The 15,701-nt window shown below is 42.0% G+C and carries 16 protein-coding genes; 6 read left to right on the top strand and 10 right to left on the bottom strand.

What is annotated here, in order from left to right:
• The first annotated feature begins 46 nt into the window (after positions 1-46).
• Positions 47-706 (top strand): DedA family protein, encoded by a 660-nt coding sequence (locus FPZ43_RS10745; protein ID WP_146381910.1) that lies wholly within the window; start codon positions 47-49, stop codon positions 704-706.
• Here the strand turns inward: FPZ43_RS10745 and FPZ43_RS10750 are convergent.
• The gene (locus FPZ43_RS10750) at positions 703-1,674 is read right to left on the bottom strand and encodes a zinc dependent phospholipase C family protein (RefSeq protein WP_146381911.1); all 972 of its coding nucleotides are present in this window, start codon (positions 1,672-1,674) and stop codon (positions 703-705) included. The two genes, FPZ43_RS10745 and FPZ43_RS10750, sit on opposite strands and share 4 nt — an antisense overlap.
• A gap of 145 nt (positions 1,675-1,819) precedes the next feature.
• Here FPZ43_RS10750 and rpsT point away from each other — a divergent pair, with 145 nt between their 5' ends.
• Positions 1,820-2,074, top strand: a complete 255-nt coding sequence (gene rpsT / locus FPZ43_RS10755) for a 30S ribosomal protein S20 (RefSeq protein WP_146268570.1) — start codon at positions 1,820-1,822, stop codon at positions 2,072-2,074.
• Positions 2,075-2,170: 96 nt separating this feature from the next.
• The gene (gene radC / locus FPZ43_RS10760; protein WP_146381912.1) at positions 2,171-2,869 is read left to right on the top strand and encodes a RadC family protein; all 699 of its coding nucleotides are present in this window, start codon (positions 2,171-2,173) and stop codon (positions 2,867-2,869) included.
• Positions 2,870-3,096: 227 nt separating this feature from the next.
• Here the strand turns inward: radC and FPZ43_RS10765 are convergent, their stop codons facing one another.
• The 9 genes from FPZ43_RS10765 to FPZ43_RS10805 form a co-directional block, all read right to left on the bottom strand.
• Positions 3,097-3,633 carry an Mpo1-like protein gene (locus FPZ43_RS10765; protein WP_146381913.1) on the bottom strand — a complete coding sequence of 179 codons (537 nt, stop codon included), beginning with the start codon at positions 3,631-3,633 and terminating at the stop codon, positions 3,097-3,099.
• 51 nt (positions 3,634-3,684) lie between these two features.
• Complete coding sequence (gene rny, locus FPZ43_RS10770) at positions 3,685-5,250, bottom strand: ribonuclease Y (protein WP_146381914.1); 1,566 nt, start codon at positions 5,248-5,250, stop codon at positions 3,685-3,687.
• A gap of 295 nt (positions 5,251-5,545) precedes the next feature.
• Positions 5,546-5,839, bottom strand: a complete 294-nt coding sequence (locus FPZ43_RS10775) for a cell division protein ZapA (protein WP_146381915.1) — start codon at positions 5,837-5,839, stop codon at positions 5,546-5,548.
• 21 nt (positions 5,840-5,860) lie between these two features.
• A complete protein-coding gene (locus FPZ43_RS10780; protein ID WP_146381916.1) occupies positions 5,861-6,148 on the bottom strand; it encodes a hypothetical protein in 288 nt (95 codons plus the stop codon).
• Between the two features lie 83 nt (positions 6,149-6,231).
• A complete protein-coding gene (pheT, locus tag FPZ43_RS10785; protein ID WP_146381917.1) occupies positions 6,232-8,631 on the bottom strand; it encodes a phenylalanine--tRNA ligase subunit beta in 2,400 nt (799 codons plus the stop codon).
• 112 nt (positions 8,632-8,743) lie between these two features.
• Positions 8,744-9,112, bottom strand: coding sequence for a hypothetical protein (locus tag FPZ43_RS10790; RefSeq protein WP_146381918.1), 369 nt, complete (start codon positions 9,110-9,112; stop codon positions 8,744-8,746).
• Between the two features lie 201 nt (positions 9,113-9,313).
• Entirely contained in the window at positions 9,314-9,790 is a 477-nt protein-coding gene (locus tag FPZ43_RS10795) for an acyltransferase family protein (protein ID WP_146381919.1), read from the bottom strand.
• A 131-nt stretch (positions 9,791-9,921) separates the two neighbouring features.
• On the bottom strand, positions 9,922-10,155 hold the full coding sequence (locus FPZ43_RS10800) for a hypothetical protein (protein ID WP_146381920.1): 234 nt from the start codon (positions 10,153-10,155) through the stop codon (positions 9,922-9,924).
• Between the two features lie 66 nt (positions 10,156-10,221).
• Positions 10,222-11,976, bottom strand: coding sequence for a lysophospholipid acyltransferase family protein (locus FPZ43_RS10805; RefSeq protein WP_146381921.1), 1,755 nt, complete (start codon positions 11,974-11,976; stop codon positions 10,222-10,224).
• A 65-nt stretch (positions 11,977-12,041) separates the two neighbouring features.
• On the opposite strand from FPZ43_RS10805, the gene FPZ43_RS10810 reads away from it, so the two are divergent.
• The 3 genes from FPZ43_RS10810 (at position 12,042) to FPZ43_RS10820 (ending at position 15,340) form a co-directional block, all read left to right on the top strand.
• Entirely contained in the window at positions 12,042-12,875 is an 834-nt protein-coding gene (locus FPZ43_RS10810) for a helix-hairpin-helix domain-containing protein (RefSeq protein WP_146381922.1), read from the top strand.
• A complete protein-coding gene (locus FPZ43_RS10815) occupies positions 12,872-13,399 on the top strand; it encodes an adenine phosphoribosyltransferase (protein ID WP_146381923.1) in 528 nt (175 codons plus the stop codon). The genes FPZ43_RS10810 and FPZ43_RS10815 overlap by 4 nt, the downstream gene beginning before the upstream one ends.
• Positions 13,400-13,744: 345 nt before the next feature.
• Positions 13,745-15,340: a DUF6377 domain-containing protein gene (locus FPZ43_RS10820; RefSeq protein ID WP_186461814.1), complete on the top strand. Its 1,596-nt coding sequence runs from the start codon at positions 13,745-13,747 to the stop codon at positions 15,338-15,340.
• The last annotated feature ends 361 nt before the right edge of the window (positions 15,341-15,701 follow it).

A 15,701-nucleotide genomic window follows, 5' to 3' on the forward strand; every position in this document is an offset into this window, starting at 1 on the left:
TTTAGCTTTATGTTATTACCTTTACGCAAATAAAACACGCCACGCTTTGGAAATTCTGCATAACCTTATCGACTTTATATTACACATTGATAAACACCTGGCCGATATTACCAGCCAGTACCAGGGTTGGACCTATCTTATCCTGTTTGTGATCATATTTGCCGAAACCGGTTTTGTGGTAACACCTTTCTTACCGGGCGATTCATTGTTATTTGCAGCCGGTGCCCTTATTGCCGGGGGCGCATCCGGCCTTGACGTAAACTTGTTATGTATAATTCTTATTATATCGGCTTTTGCAGGCAATACCGTAAATTATTTATTGGGCAGCTATCTTGGCCCCAAAGTATTTAAAGAAGAAAATAAGATATTAAAGCTAAGCTACTATTTGCAAACCAAGGCTTTTTTCGATAAGCATGGCGGCAAGGCCGTAATATTTAGTCGTTTTGTACCTATCATTCGTACCATTGCTCCTTTTGTGGCAGGGGTAGGGCGTATGCCTTTTGCCCGTTACAGCTTATATAATATTGTAGGCGGATTGTTGTGGATAGTAATATTCCTTTACGGTGGTTACCTGTTTGGTAATGTGCCTTTCTTTAAAAAGAACTTTTCGTTGGTTGCCCTCATCATCGTGCTGATATCTGTATTGCCGCCAATATTTGCTTTTATAAAAAGCCGTATGGGTAAAAAGGGGCCGGTAGAGGGTTAACGATTAGGTACCGGTTCAATATACACCCTACCCGAACGATACAATTGCTCCTCATAGTTGAGTTTTGCAAGCTGCGCTTTTGTAAGCGGTGTGGCTATTAATTTATCAAGGCTTGGCTGCCCTGCATCTACCCATGCCGAGAACCAAAAGCTCCCTACGCTCAGGATTGACGAACGCATGCGCCTTTGTACCATGCCATTTAAAAGCTTGTGATATGCCCGACTGTATGCTACCGAGTAAACTTTAACCTTCCGGTTTCCGCGTTTTTCAATGGTGTATTTCTTTAATGGAGGGAAACTTTTATCCAATTGCCGTTCCAATCTTAAAACCGAATCGACACTGGCGTATGATGACCTGCATATCCTGAACGCCTCGGCCAGCGGGTTGCTGATGTATCGCGCTTTGCCAATATCGTAATTGTAGCCGTTTGCAAAAAGCTCGGGCAGGCGGCTTTCCCAAAGGCCATGTATGCCTGTTTGGCCCGTTAGCTGTCCGTCATAGTTTTGTGTTAGGTGCAATGGTGTATAGGCGTCGGATATATAGTGTCCCAAATTGGCCGATGTAATAAGGATGCTTGTAGTATCATGCGCCTTAAATGCTTTTACCAGCCAGTAGTAGTGCGATGTTATTGCCCACGGAACGGTGCCATATTTGTTTAGCGTGTCGCTGCTGTATTTTGCAGCGGCGTCAATCCAATGCTTGGGCATTGCCTTAAAAGGCTGCTTGCCGTAGCGGTCGGCATCAAAAAAGTGGTGCGGTGCTTCGGTGCTGTCCACATAACGTTTTTTATCGGCACTAACAGCGTGTTCGGTAATAAATTGAATGTTAGCCCGATAAAAACCTGCCATCCCTTTGGGCAGCGTAAATACAGCCAACCTGTGTATGCGGTAATGGGCAAAGAAACCCCATGACAAGCCCGACGTAACAATTACAAACAGGGCAACAAAGGTTAAGGCAAGGCGTTTCATGAGCAGGTTATTAACGGCTAAATATAATTATAAGGTTGTTGAAGGCTATGTTAATTTTATTAAAACAAAAAAGGGTTTGCATATTAAGTTTTATCGCCATATATTTGCACCTCAAATAAAAGAAAAAGAATAACAGCTATAAACGATGGCAAATCATAAATCATCAATCAAAAGAATCAGGGCAAACGCTGCGAAGCGTCTGCGTAACAGGTACCAGGCTAAAACCACCAGGAACGCTGTTAAAAAATTAAGAAGTGCAACTACTAAAGCTGATGCTACTCCTTTATTGTCTAAAGTGATCTCTATGTTGGATCGTTTGGCTAAAAAGAATGTTATTCACAAAAACAAAGCTTCAAACAATAAATCGAAGCTTACTAAATTTGTTAATGGCTTAAGCTAATCGCTTAATACGATATATAAAAAGGGATGGTGCATTGCATTATCCCTTTTTTGTTGCTTATATTTTTTAATTTAGGCTGATAAACCCACCATCATTTTGGAACCTTATCAAAACAAGATCAGCATAAAAGCATGGGCCGAAGAAGATCGCCCCCGCGAAAAGCTGAGCGGCCAGGGGCGCCGTGCTCTTACTGACGCCGAACTCATTGCCATATTGATAGGCAGCGGCAGCCGTACCGAAACCGCTGTTGAACTAAGCAAACGTATTCTTCACCATTACGATAACGACCTTAACAAACTTGGCAAGGCCGGCATAAGCGAATTGAGCCAGTTTAAAGGCATAGGAGAGGCCAAGGCTATATCTATTATAGCCGCATTGGAATTGGGCCGCCGCAGGGGTGATACAGAGATTAAAGTGCCCGACTCGATAAGCTGTAGCCGCGATGGCTATAACATTATGCGCAGGCATTTAATGGATTTAAACCACGAAGAATTTTGGTTGATGCTGATTGGCCGGGGATCGAGAGTTATAGCCAAAGAACTGGTTAGTAAAGGCGGATTAAGCGGTACCGTTGCCGATCCGAAGATTATTTTCCACATGGCATTGCAACACCAGGCAAGCGCCATCATCATGGTGCATAACCACCCGTCGGGAAACCTAAAACCCAGCCGGGAAGATCTTGTGCTTACCAAGAAGATAGCCGATGCCGGCCGCTTGCTCGACATCAACGTGCTGGATCATCTCATCATTACCGATGGTGGATATTTTAGCTTTGGGGATGAAGGGCTGATGTAAGGTCTGAATCAGAATTTACAGGATTGAAGAATTTACAGAATAAATAGTGCTGGCAGGCTTTAAAAAGTTTTAATAACCGCGTCATTGCAATGACGCACATTTAACTTTGTGTACTCGACTTTAACTTAACAGCCATTTGTCATTCTGAGGAACGAAGAATCTAATGATAGACTATCAACCGGCAAATAGATGCTTCACTACTTTCAGCATGACAATGTGCAGAAAGTCTAATACTTCAACCCAATCTTTTCAGCTAAAAAGTGCAGTACCCATATTGGCGTTATCAGTACCAATTCTTTATCGTCAGCAAATGAGCGGGGATTGTTCTCTATGCGCCCGCCTATATATTGCCCCAAAAAGGCAGCGGCTAAGATGAACGTACCTGTCCAGATGAGGGGAAGACCACCTTTCAGTTCGATAACCGCCAGTTGCGATACGCCGTAGCTTAACGCGAACAATACCAGCAGCACCATGTACGATAAGTTTGACGATAGCTTAAGCGTGTAATAAACGCTGAAGGCTATCAGAAATGATGCCCAGTTAAAATAACCATTGTATGGGCCTAAAAACTTAATGTAGGGGAATGGGATGGCCCAGGCTATGGTTAATATGCCAAACAACATCAACGGTACACAGATAAAATGGAGCAGCCTGTTTGTAGGGTGTTTGTGGCTGGCGTTTAATCTGTTAAAATAAACCTCAACCGGGCGAAGGTTTTGCTGCGGAGTAGCGGGCTTTATGTTTTTTGAATGCTGTTTTGCCATAAACAAAAAAGCCCCCTCGGTTTATGGAGAGGGCTTGCGTAAAAGTATTAATTATTTTGCAAATGCTACCGAGCGGGTTTCCCTGATAACGGTAACTTTTATCTGACCAGGGTAGGTCATCTCTGTTTGTATACGGTTTGATATATCAGCCGCAAGTATTTCACTTTGGGCATCGCTTATCTTTTCGCTTTCAACAACAACGCGTAATTCGCGGCCTGCCTGTATAGCAAATGTTTTCTCGACGCCTGGGTATGATAAAGCGAGCTCCTCAAGCTCTTTTAAGCGTTTGATGTAACTTTCTACCACTTCGCGGCGTGCACCCGGCCTTGCGCCCGAAATAGCGTCACACACCTGTATGATAGGGGATAACATCGAAGTCATTTCTATCTCATCGTGGTGGGCGCCAATCGCGTTGCAAACTTCGGGATGTTCCTTATATTTTTCGGCTAGTTGCATACCCAAAATAGCGTGAGGCAGTTCCGGATTATCATCAGGCACCTTGCCAATATCATGCAGTAAACCGGCACGTTTTGCTAATTTGACATTCAAGCCCAATTCGGCAGCCATTGTAGCACAGAAATTTGCAACCTCGCGCGAGTGCTGCAACAAGTTTTGTCCGTATGATGAACGGTAGCGCATTCTTCCCACCATGCGGATCAGCTCCGGATGCAGGCCGTTTATACCTAAGTCGATAACGGTACGTTCGCCTATTTCTACAATTTCTTCTTCTATCTGCTTTTTGGTTTTGGCCACAACCTCCTCAATACGGGCAGGGTGGATACGGCCATCTGTTACCAGGCGGTGCATTGCCAAACGGGCAATTTCGCGGCGTACCGGGTCAAAACCCGATAGGATAATTGCTTCCGGTGTGTCATCAACAATGATCTCGATACCGGTTGCTGCCTCAAGCGCACGTATGTTGCGGCCCTCACGACCAATAATACGGCCCTTAATTTCATCATTCTCAATGTTAAAGATAGATACCGTATTTTCGATAGCCGACTCTGTAGCCGTACGCTGTATAGTTTGGATAACAATCTTTTTAGCCTCCTTAGTAGCGGTAAGCTTAGCTTCATCAACAATATCCTTTATCTGGGCCATGGCCTTGCTGCGGGCTTCCTCGCGCAGGTTATCAACCAATTGGTTTTTTGCCTCTTCGGCGCTCAGGCCTGCAATGCTTTCCAACTGCTCAACATGCTGCTGCTTAAGTGCATCAACATCTTCCTGTTTCTTGATCAGTATCTCGGTTTGTGACTCTAACTTTTTGCGGGTACCGTCTAGCTCGTTCTCCTTACGGTTAAGGTTTTCGAGCTTTTGGTTGTATGATTGCTCTTTTTGCTTGATGCCGTTCTCCCGTTGGTTAAGGGTATTATTTTTTGCGTTTACTTCCTGTTCGTGCTCAGCTTTTAACTGCAAAAATTTCTCTTTTGCTTCTAAAAGGCGGTTCTTCTTCAGGATCTCCGCATTGTTTTCGGCGTCCTTTAGGATTTTTTTAACTTTATTCTGCGCGTGTATTTCCTGGTCTTTAAACAATTTGCGCAACAGGTATCGGCCAATTAATATTCCTGTCGGGACACCTACGAGGATCCCGATTATCAGGTACAAAAATGTATTCATTCTTCTTTTAGGTTATATAATAAAAAAACCGCAACTAACTTTTAAGTGTCATGTATTGTTAAAACTTCTGGTCGGATTGCTCGGGATCACGGGTTACCGTCATATTCACGATCAACGCATGCCTCTTTGATCCGAAGATATTGAAGCGTTAAGTTTTTAATAGTGAAACTTAAAATTTAACTGCGGTTAAATCTTAAAATGCTCGTATAGTAAGTCAAAAGTAAAAAGTGAAAAGTAAAAAGCTTTTGAAGCTTTCAACTTTCAGCTTTTCGCTTTCAGCTTTATTTAAAGAACGCTATTGTTTAGAAAAAAACTCGTTCAGCAAATGATCCAACTGGTAAACTTTGTCGGTTACTTCGGTGTCTTCCGTTGTGACCTTTTTATCTGCTTTTAATGATGATGTTGCATAATGCAATACACACATCGATAACAGATCCTGTTTATCCCTAACCGCATAATTTTCCTGGTATTCTTTTATGCGATCGTTGATCAGCTTAGCTGCCCGCCTTATAATCTCTTCTTCTTCCATGTTTACCTTTAAGGGGTAAACTCTGTCAGCAATATTTATTTTTATTGAGATTTCTCCCATTTGAGCTTTTCACTTTTTGTATTACTTTTTAAGCAACACAATACACTTATCTATTTCCTGCACAAAGTCGTTAATTTTTTGCTTAATGTCAACACTTTTTTCATTTGTTTCTGAAAACGACTTTGCCAGTTTCAATACACGAAGCTTCTCTTCCAGGTCTTTTGTTTTGTTGGTGCTGGCTTTCAGCGCCACATTTAATGCTTCACTTTCCAACTTAAGCAGGTCATTTTCTTCCTGCAAAGCAGCGCAAAGCTCAATAAGCCGCTCTGTTTTTTCTAATACTTTATCTAACTGGTCAGTTACTGACATTAACTTTGGTTATTGGTTGATTATGTCAATTAGTGATTAGTATTAAACGTAAAACTATTCACTAATCAACCACTCACTATCCACTATTTCCTTATTTCCGCTCCGGCTTCTTTGCCTAAGTTATAAATTAATTTCTGCATCGTAGCATCAATCGCCTTATCGGTAAGGGTTTTTTCGGTGTCTTGTAAAATGAAGCTTAACGCGTATGATTTTTTGCCTGCAGGTAATTTATCGCCCTGGTAAACATCAAACACGTTCACATCTTTCAATAATTTTTTATCTGTACGCTGCGCAATTTGCTTTAGCTGGGCAAAAGTAACAGCCGTATCAACCAGCATGCTCAGATCGCGCCTCACCGTCGGGAATTTTGACACTTCCTGGTATACAATTGTGTTTTTACGCACCAGCTGCAATATCAGGTCGAAATTGAAATCAGCATAAAACACTTCCTTATCTACATCAGCCTTTTTAAGTGCTGCAGCAGTTACTGCGCCATAGCTAACCAGCATTTTATTGCCGCGCAGATATTGCAAACCGTAAGCGAAATTATTAGTGCTGATATCTTCAGTAGTGTAATCGCTTATGTTAAGTTTTTTTAACAAACCATCAACAACGGCTTTTAGATTATAGAAAGATACACCCGCTTGCTTCTGGTTCCATTGTTCGCCCTGTTTGGCACCTGTCATGAAGATAGAAAAGCGCTGCGCTTCTACATATTTACCTTCAATATGGTTATATATCTTGCCAAACTCGTAAAGTTTAAGGTCGGCAGCTTTGCGGTTTTGATTGTAGGCAATAGCTTCCAGACCCGAGAATAGCAATGTTTGGCGCATAGCGTCCAGGTCACTGCTTAGCGGGTTCACTATTTTTACAGCATGATCCGGATCATCCGAGTAGGCAAGCTTTGTTAGCGAGTTTGCAAGGATCTCGTTAAATCCGTTTGCGGTTAAAATATCAGATATATGATTTTGAACCGTGTCTTTTTCAGGCCTTACCGAATTGTTTAACGATGCCCTTATCTGCGTAGGGATCTCGATATTGTTGTAACCATAAAGACGCAGTATTTCTTCAATTACGTCAACCTCACGGGTAACATCTACGCGGTATGGCGGCACTTTAAGTGATAGACCTGCTTCGGTTTCGGCTACTATCTCGATATCTAAAGCCTTTAAGATGCTTTTTATAGTGCCGTTGCCGATGGCCTTGCCGATCAGCCTGTCGATATTGTGATAAGTAACCTCAACTTCAAAAGGCGCAACTGGGTTAGGGTAATGGTCGAATATCTCTGATGAGATTACACCACCTGCAACTTCCTGTATCAACAGCGCAGCGCGTTTCAGCGCAAAAACTGTCATGTCCGGGTCTGTACCACGTTCAAAACGGAAAGACGAATCTGTTTTTAGCCCATGCCTTTTGGCTGTTTTACGTACCGATACCGAATTGAAGTAAGCGCTTTCCAAAAATATATCGGTAGTGCTATTGCTTACGCCCGATTTTGCACCGCCAAACACACCGGCAATACACATCGGTTCTTCAGCATTGCAAATCATCAGGTCATCTGCATTCAATTTGCGGTCGGCATCGTCAAGGGTTTTGAAAACAGTACCCTCGGCTACATTTTTAACAATAACCTTGTTGCCGGTAATCGTGGCCGCATCAAAGGCATGCAGGGGCTGGCCCAGGTCATGCAATACATAGTTGGTAACGTCAACAACATTATTGATGCTGCGTACCCCAATAACGGCCAAGCGCTCCTTAAGCCATTTGGGTGATTCTTTTACTTCGATGCCCGATATGCTCACGCCCGAGTAACGTGGAGCCGCAGCTTCGTTCTCAACCACAACTTGTATTGGGCTATTATTGTTATCGACTTTAAATGCACTTACGTCGGGTTTGGTAACGCCAATTTTTAAGTATGCAGCGATATCCCTGGCAGTTCCCAGGTGCGATGCGGCATCAGCACGGTTTGGCGTAAGGCCAATCTCGTACATGTAGTCGTCATTCAGTTTAAAGTATTCCTTGGCGGGTGTGCCTACAGGAGCGTCGGCCGGTAGCACCATGATGCCGGCGTGGTCTGCACCCAAGCCAATTTCATCTTCGGCACATATCATACCTTCAGAAACCTCACCACGTATTTTCGATTTATTTATTTTAAACGGTTCACCGGCTGTAGGGTATACTGTTGTGCCCACAGTGGCCACTACCACTTTTTGCCCGGCAGCAACGTTGGCCGCCCCACAAACCACCTGCAGGTCGGCATCGCCGCCAACATCAAGCTTTGTGATATGCAGGTGATCGCTGTTAGGGTGGTCAATACACTCCTTCACATAACCAATTACAAGGCCTTCTAACCCGCCCGGGATAGCCTGAACTTTTTCAAGACTCTCCACCTCCAAACCGGTGCCTGTTAGTATCTGCGAAACCTCCTCGGGGGTTTTATCTGTATCAATAAATTGCTTAAGCCAGTTGTATGATATTTTCATTATCCGGCAAAGATAGGATTTGCGTGTTAAAGCTGAAAGGATGTAATTATTGGAGGCTAACTAAAGTCAGAAAAATAAAGCAGGTGATTGCGGCTCCCGTTTGCAGTTTAAATCATGATTTTCTAATGTCAATCCTCTTAAGACGAAGAAACGGTCGTTCAACAAGCACAAAGCTTAAAAAAGCTAAAACGCAGGTAAGCAATAATGCTAATGCCATGGCACCTGGAAATCCAAGCGATTTGACAAAATTTGTGAGTATAAGTTGCTGTACAGGAAAGGCGTAAATGTATAAGCCGTAAGATATATCGTATTTTACATTAAGCGTAAAGGTCGAGAAGCCTTTTACAACCAAAATGGCAATTAAGGCAGGAGCAGCAATATTGAATCCGCCGTTCCTGATAAGTAATAGCGACAGCAATAATAAAAATGCCAAGCCCTTTATATCTAAAGCCAAACGGTCCTGAAATATATATAGCGCCATTCCACATAAATAAGATGTGTATAAAAGGCGGGCATTGGATAAAGTTAAAATTGCTGGCCCTATCTTGTGACTATCATCGTAAATATTAACTGCATAAACTACATATACAAAAACCAACAAGATTAAGAACGCAACCTTATTTTTATTGAATAAGCCAAATGAGCCTGCTATGCACGTCATTACATAGCACTGCATTTCCGGTTAAAGGCTCCAGAGGCTCCCGTTGATTGACGCTTGGTAATAGCTTTTTGCGGTTGCATCGCTCACGCCCCACTGGCCAATTGATAGCAACGCATTATTTTTTACGAACGACAAAGAACCACCCGGCTGCAAAAAGTTAAAATTGGCAAAGGTTGCATTATTTAAATAATGCATAGCGGGTGCCAAAATAAATGCGGTAACCAACAAGCAAGCCCAAAAACCGGGCAATATACGTAGTACACGGTTATACAAAAAGCGTAGCGGATTTGCTGTGCGTGTAAAACTGGCTGTAATTAAAAATCCGCTGAGCGCAAAAAAGGCTGCTACGCCAATGTTGCCTAAATTAACCTGCCCTTTTGAAAATACCTTAAGCGGTTCGGTGTCGTCGATACCGGCTAACAAATAGCCATGGGAAACAAACACAAAAAGGCAAAGTAAAATACGCAATGCATCGAACGCATTTTTATTGTAGGGCATTAGTAGGAATATTAAGCACCTAAAATAAATATTTTAACCGAGCTTCACCCTTTTCATTGCCTATAATAAAACAAGCCCGTTGCATAAGCAGCGGGCTTGTTTTATTCTTAAATTTCAATGCCAGTAAACACCTACTCTTTATTCGGGTCGGTATCGTCGCCCAGGTTAAGGGTGTATGACGGCTCGGCCGCATCATAAGCCTGCTCGGCTTGCGGTGTTTCATCAGTTTCACCAATAGGTTCATTAGTTTCGTCGAACCCGTTTGAGTGAATATCCTGCTGGCTCATCTGCTCATCATTTTCGGTTTGCTCCAGTTGATCGTCCTGTTGCAGCATATCGTCTTGTTCCTCCGGTGTGGTTGCCATAATTTGTTAAGTTTAATTCAATTATTATTTAAACCAAGATAGCAGCCTGTTGTTTTCATTAGCAGCTTAAAGGTTCTTGCCCAACTTTTCCAACATATCCTGCGGCACCTTTTGCAAATCAAGCATTAGGAAGCCATCAAGGCAGTTGGCAAATTTAGGATCGATATTAAAGCTTATAATTTTTGCATTAAGCGCAACATACTGGCGCAACAATACCGGTACCTTCATGCTGTTGGTTTCCACCTCCGATATAAGTGCATCCAACCCTTTAAAAGTATTCTCGCCTGCCAACAAGGCATCCGTGTCGATATTATCAAAATCAACTTTGAATTTTTTACGCGGCTTAACATACTGCGCCATTTCATGGTCAAAGTGATTGCGGTTGATGTAATCAACAATAAGGGATTTTGAAAACGTGCTGAACGAATTACTTATACTTACCGGGCCAATAAGGTAACGGTAACGCGGATTATCCATTAAATATTTTAGGATACCCTTCCACAACAAAAACAAAGGCAACGGTTTGGTTTGATATTCCTTCCGTATAAACGAGCGGCCCAACTCAAGGCTCTTTTTAAGCACCGGCGTAAATTGCTCTTTTATTTTAAACAACTCATTTATATAAAAACCTTTTTTGCCAACGCTGTAAAATATTTCGTCGCCCAAGCCAATGCGGTAGGCACCCACTATCATCTTGGTTTCAACATCCCAAATAAACAGGTGATGATAGTAAATGTCGTATCCGTCAAGATCAATTTCCTTGTTGGTGCCTTCTCCAACCTCTCTGAAAGTGATTTCGCGCAGTCGACCGATTTCACGAATTACGTTGGGTATCAAATTACTTGGCGTAATAAAAACCTCGTAGTTTTTCTCTGTCCATATTTTATAGACCTCGCGTAAAGGCTCAATTTCTTTTTCAAGTTTTTCGGGACTAACGGCAGGTGTTATGGCTTCAGGTAGCTTTTTTACCTTAAATAAGTTGCGGGCGCTGAATATCTTCTTTTCATCCTCAAGGCCTGCGCCTAATGCATATGTTTTTGCACGCAGGTAATTAAGCACCTTTGCACTGTTATTGTTATCAGGTATGTCCGCAAATTTAATAGGCTTGCCAATACGCAGTTTTATAGTGTGGCCTTGCTTGTTAAATAACTCTGAGGGCAGTTTGGCAGTACGCAGGGTAGGGTGCAACATGCTCAGCAAGTTAAACAACAACCCATTATTGCCGTGGAAGTATATTGGTACGACAGGGACTTTAGCTTTGGATATAATTTTACCCACTACCGGGTGCCAAAGGCGATCAGTAATTTCTTTCTTCTCTATTTTAAATGTTGATACTTCGCCGGCTGGAAATATTCCGATTGGCGTTCCGTTTGCTAAAAGCTCGAGCGTATTTTTTAAACCGCTTATGCTTGATGAATGCTCAACATTCTCAAATGGGTTTACAGCAATAAAATAGTCGGCCAGGTTTGGGATCTTTTTCAAGATAAAGTTGGCCATTAGCTTGGCATCGGCCCTTACCATGGTAAGCATTTTTAATAAAACCATGCCTTCAATACCACCGTACGGGTGGTTGGCAATTGCTATAAAGCTACCGTCCTTGGGTATGTTTTTTAATTCGCGTTCGTCAAATTCAATATCAATACCGCAGCCTTTTAAAATGGCATCAACAAACTCGGGGCCTTGCTTTGGCTGCGCCTGGGCAAACAAATCGTTTACCTGGTTTATTTTCATCAGCTCCATCAGCAACGCGGCCAAACCTGGCATCTTAAGCTTATCCAGTTTAGTTGCTTTTGCAAACTCTTCGGTGGTTATTATTTTCATGCTGGGTTAAAACGCAATAAAAGTGTCTAAAATTATTTACTTTACAGCTTGGAAAACCATCTTCAATGAAGCAGTACGTCAAAAATTACCTATCGCTCACTAAAAAGGAGTGGAACGGCATGGTTGTAATGTTGCTGCTCATCGCAATGGTGCTTGCGGCACCCTACGCTCTTCAATGGTTGCATAAAGATACTACAATAAATGCAGCGGAGTTTAACGCTGCCCTTGCGCAACTCAACAAAGCTAACTCGGGCTTGGCTACCGACGGAAAAAGCCGACCCAAAAAGCAACTGTTTAAGTTTAACCCCAATAGCTTGCCGGTAGTAAAATGGCTGCAACTTGGGCTAAGCGATAAGCAAATAGCTATCATCAAAAATTACGAGGCTAAAGGCGGTCGGTTTTACAAGCCAACCGACCTCAAAAAAATATATGGCATAAGCCCGGCAGACTATAAGGCACTGCAACCTTTTGTCGATATACCCGATGCTCCCGTTGCAAAACCAATAATAGAGCTCAACAAAGCCGATTCGGCTGCGCTTACTGCCTTAGACGGTATTGGTGCCGCATTTGCAAAACGCATTTTATATTACCGCGAGCGGCTGGGCGGTTTCATCAACAAGGAGCAGCTAAAAGAAGTTTACGGGTTAGACGATGTTAAGTATCGTGAAATAAGCGGACAGCTTAAAGTGAACCCGGCGCTGATCCGTAAGATTGATATTAATGCCATCAGTTTTGATAAGTTGCGGTTGATGCCATATTTAAATTATAAGCAGGTAAACGCAATCATTGAATATCGTAACCAGCATGGTAAATACGCTTCCATTGATGATTTGGCCAATGTAGCCATACTTGATGCCAATATTTTGCGTAAAATTGGGCCTTATTTAGTTTTTAAATGATTGAGCAGCAAATAAAGTCAGCTATTCGTGATATACATGATTTCCCAAAGCCCGGAATAATATTTAAAGATATTACGCCCATACTTAAAGACCCTGTTTTGTGCGATGCCATAAGCACTGCTTTTCTGGATAAGATTAAGGATATGCAGATAGATGCCGTTGCAGGTATCGAAAGCCGTGGTTTTTTATTTGGCCTTACGATGGCTACCAAGTTAGGGGTGCCTTTTATACCGGTGCGCAAAGCAGGTAAGCTACCTTATAGCGTAAACCAAAAAATTTACGAGCTGGAATATGGTACTGCCACTATAGAAATACATACTGATGCCTTTGAGCCCGGCAACCGCATTCTTATACATGACGACCTTTTGGCAACCGGCGGCACTGTCACCGCAACCAGCGAATTAATTAAGGAAATGGGCGGGCACGTTGCGGGTTTTAGTTTTGTAGTAGGCCTGAGCTTCCTAAAGGGCCTCGAAAAAATATCAGCTATAAGCGATAACATTGTTGTTTTGGCAGATTATTAGCACCTGTGAACTAGCTTTACCAACACTTCAATTTGGCTTTGGCTATTAATTTTTTACCATAATCTGATTGTAATACACTAAGCCTGCGTTTATTTTTAAAGCGCAGGCTTTTCTATTAGCTTTTTCGCAATAATGCCGCTTCCAATTAATTTGTGCCTAATTATCCTTAATATTACCATAGGTAATTAACCAATTATAAACCTATTTTTATTTACTGATATTTCTACCATATTGCCCTGGCAGATGCTGTTGTTTGGTGGTAGGGAGAGTTTCTTGAATTAGTATTCACTTATTAGTCTGCTCGCTTTTGTAAATAATTTTATTTGTATGCTTCGTCGATATTTAATGGTGTTTTTGCTTGTTTGCCCTGCTATTTGTGTAGCGGGAAATGATAGCTTGCTAAATGCTCTTAAAGCAGAAATCGGCAAAAAGGAAGTGTACAATAACGCCAAAGAAGCCCGCATACGTCAATTAAAGCAGCGCAGAGCTGCTTTATCATCAGCCGATTATGGCGCCCAATACGATGTTTGTGTAAAACTGTACGACGAGTATCGCTCGTACCAGTACGATTCGGCCTATGTTTATGTAAACAAGCTTAAAGACTTAAGCATTGCCATGAACGATATGTCCAGGGCTTACTACAGCCAGATAAAACTTGGCTTTATCCTGCTTTCGTCGGGCATGTTTAAGGAAACGTTTGATTGCATGAATAACGTAAATCCAAAACTGCTTAACGATTCCATGAAGGTTGAGTATTACTTTATCATGTATCGTTGCAATAGCGACCTTTCAAAATTTAATGCCGATAAATATTTTGCGCCCAAATACATGCAGGCATCTCGGGCATATATCGATTCGGCTATAGGTCTTACACAGCCTGGTTTGGTAAACCGCATATATTACACCGGCCTTAAATATATGCTGGCTAACGATCATGAAAAGGGATCGGCCGAGCTGGCAAAACTGCTTGCGCCTAATATGCCTATATCAATGCATCTCCGGGCCATGATTGCCTGCTCCCTGGGCCAAATGTATTTAAGACAAGGCAAGCAGGAACAGGGGACAGCCATGTTGATGCAGTCGGCAGTAGCCGATTTGCGATCATCAACCAAAGAAAACATGGCGCTTTTTACCCTGTCAGAACAATTGTATAAAACGGGAAATACAAAAGATGCTTACAGCTTTATACAACTGGCCAAAGCCGATGCCGATTTTTACGGAGCCAGGCAACGCAAATTGCAGATAGGGGCTATACTACCATTGGTAGCAGCCGCCGAGATAAACCACACCGAAAGTGAAAAGCGTACCATCCTGAAATATTTGCTTGCTATAACCGCGCTGGCCTCATTAGTTGTTTGGTTCGCTGTAATGATATACAAGCAGTTGGGCAGGCTTAAGGTGAAGGAGCGTATAATTGAAGAAAAAAATACGCAGTTAAAAGGAGTAAACCATCGCCTGCTCGAAGATGCTCATATTAAAGAAGAATATATCGGGCAGTTTTTTAAAATCATTTCGGGCTATATACTCAAGCTCGAAAAATTAAAGATGTCTGTCGACACCAAGTTGTCCATCAAAAAGTATGATGATATCCGTACCATCATCAATAACATCAACATCAAAAATGAGCGGGCAATACTATACCACAGTTTCGATCACATCTTTTTAAAAATCTTCCCTAATTTTATTCCGGTGTTTAATTCTTTGTTCGACGAAAAGGACCAGATATGGCCACAGGAAGACGAAGTGCTGAACACCGACCTCCGCATTTTCGCACTCATACGTCTTGGCATTGATGATAACGAAACCATTGCCAAAATCCTGGAATACTCTGTAAATACCATTTACGTGTATAAAATGCGCGTTAAAGCAAAGGCGAAAAACCCTGAACAATTTGAGCAGTGCATAATGGGTATAAAGGCGGTTGCACCTGTAGATTTATGATGCTATGGAGTCCTTAATTAGGCGATCTTAAAGGAATAATTCAATTGAAAAGCGGCCTAAATACCCTAAAAAAGTTTATATTTTTAGTCATTTTTTTAGGATTATACTACTAATAATCAGCATTTTACTGTTTATAAAGCTTATAAAAATTTTTAAATGGGCGTACGTTGTAGTTAATAAAGAGGATTAGACACATATTTGTAATAGATATCGTGTTTGAGTTATTGCCGACAGATATTAAAGCCAGTGAGAAGGCTAAAATTATAAACCAGTTACTGATAAATTTTTTCGTGTTCAGGGCCGTAATGCCGCTTTAAATAATTGTTTGCTCGACAGGGTTATTTACATACATGCCATTTTG

It is taken from the genome of Mucilaginibacter pallidiroseus, assembly GCF_007846085.1.
GTDB lineage: Bacteria > Bacteroidota > Bacteroidia > Sphingobacteriales > Sphingobacteriaceae > Mucilaginibacter > Mucilaginibacter pallidiroseus.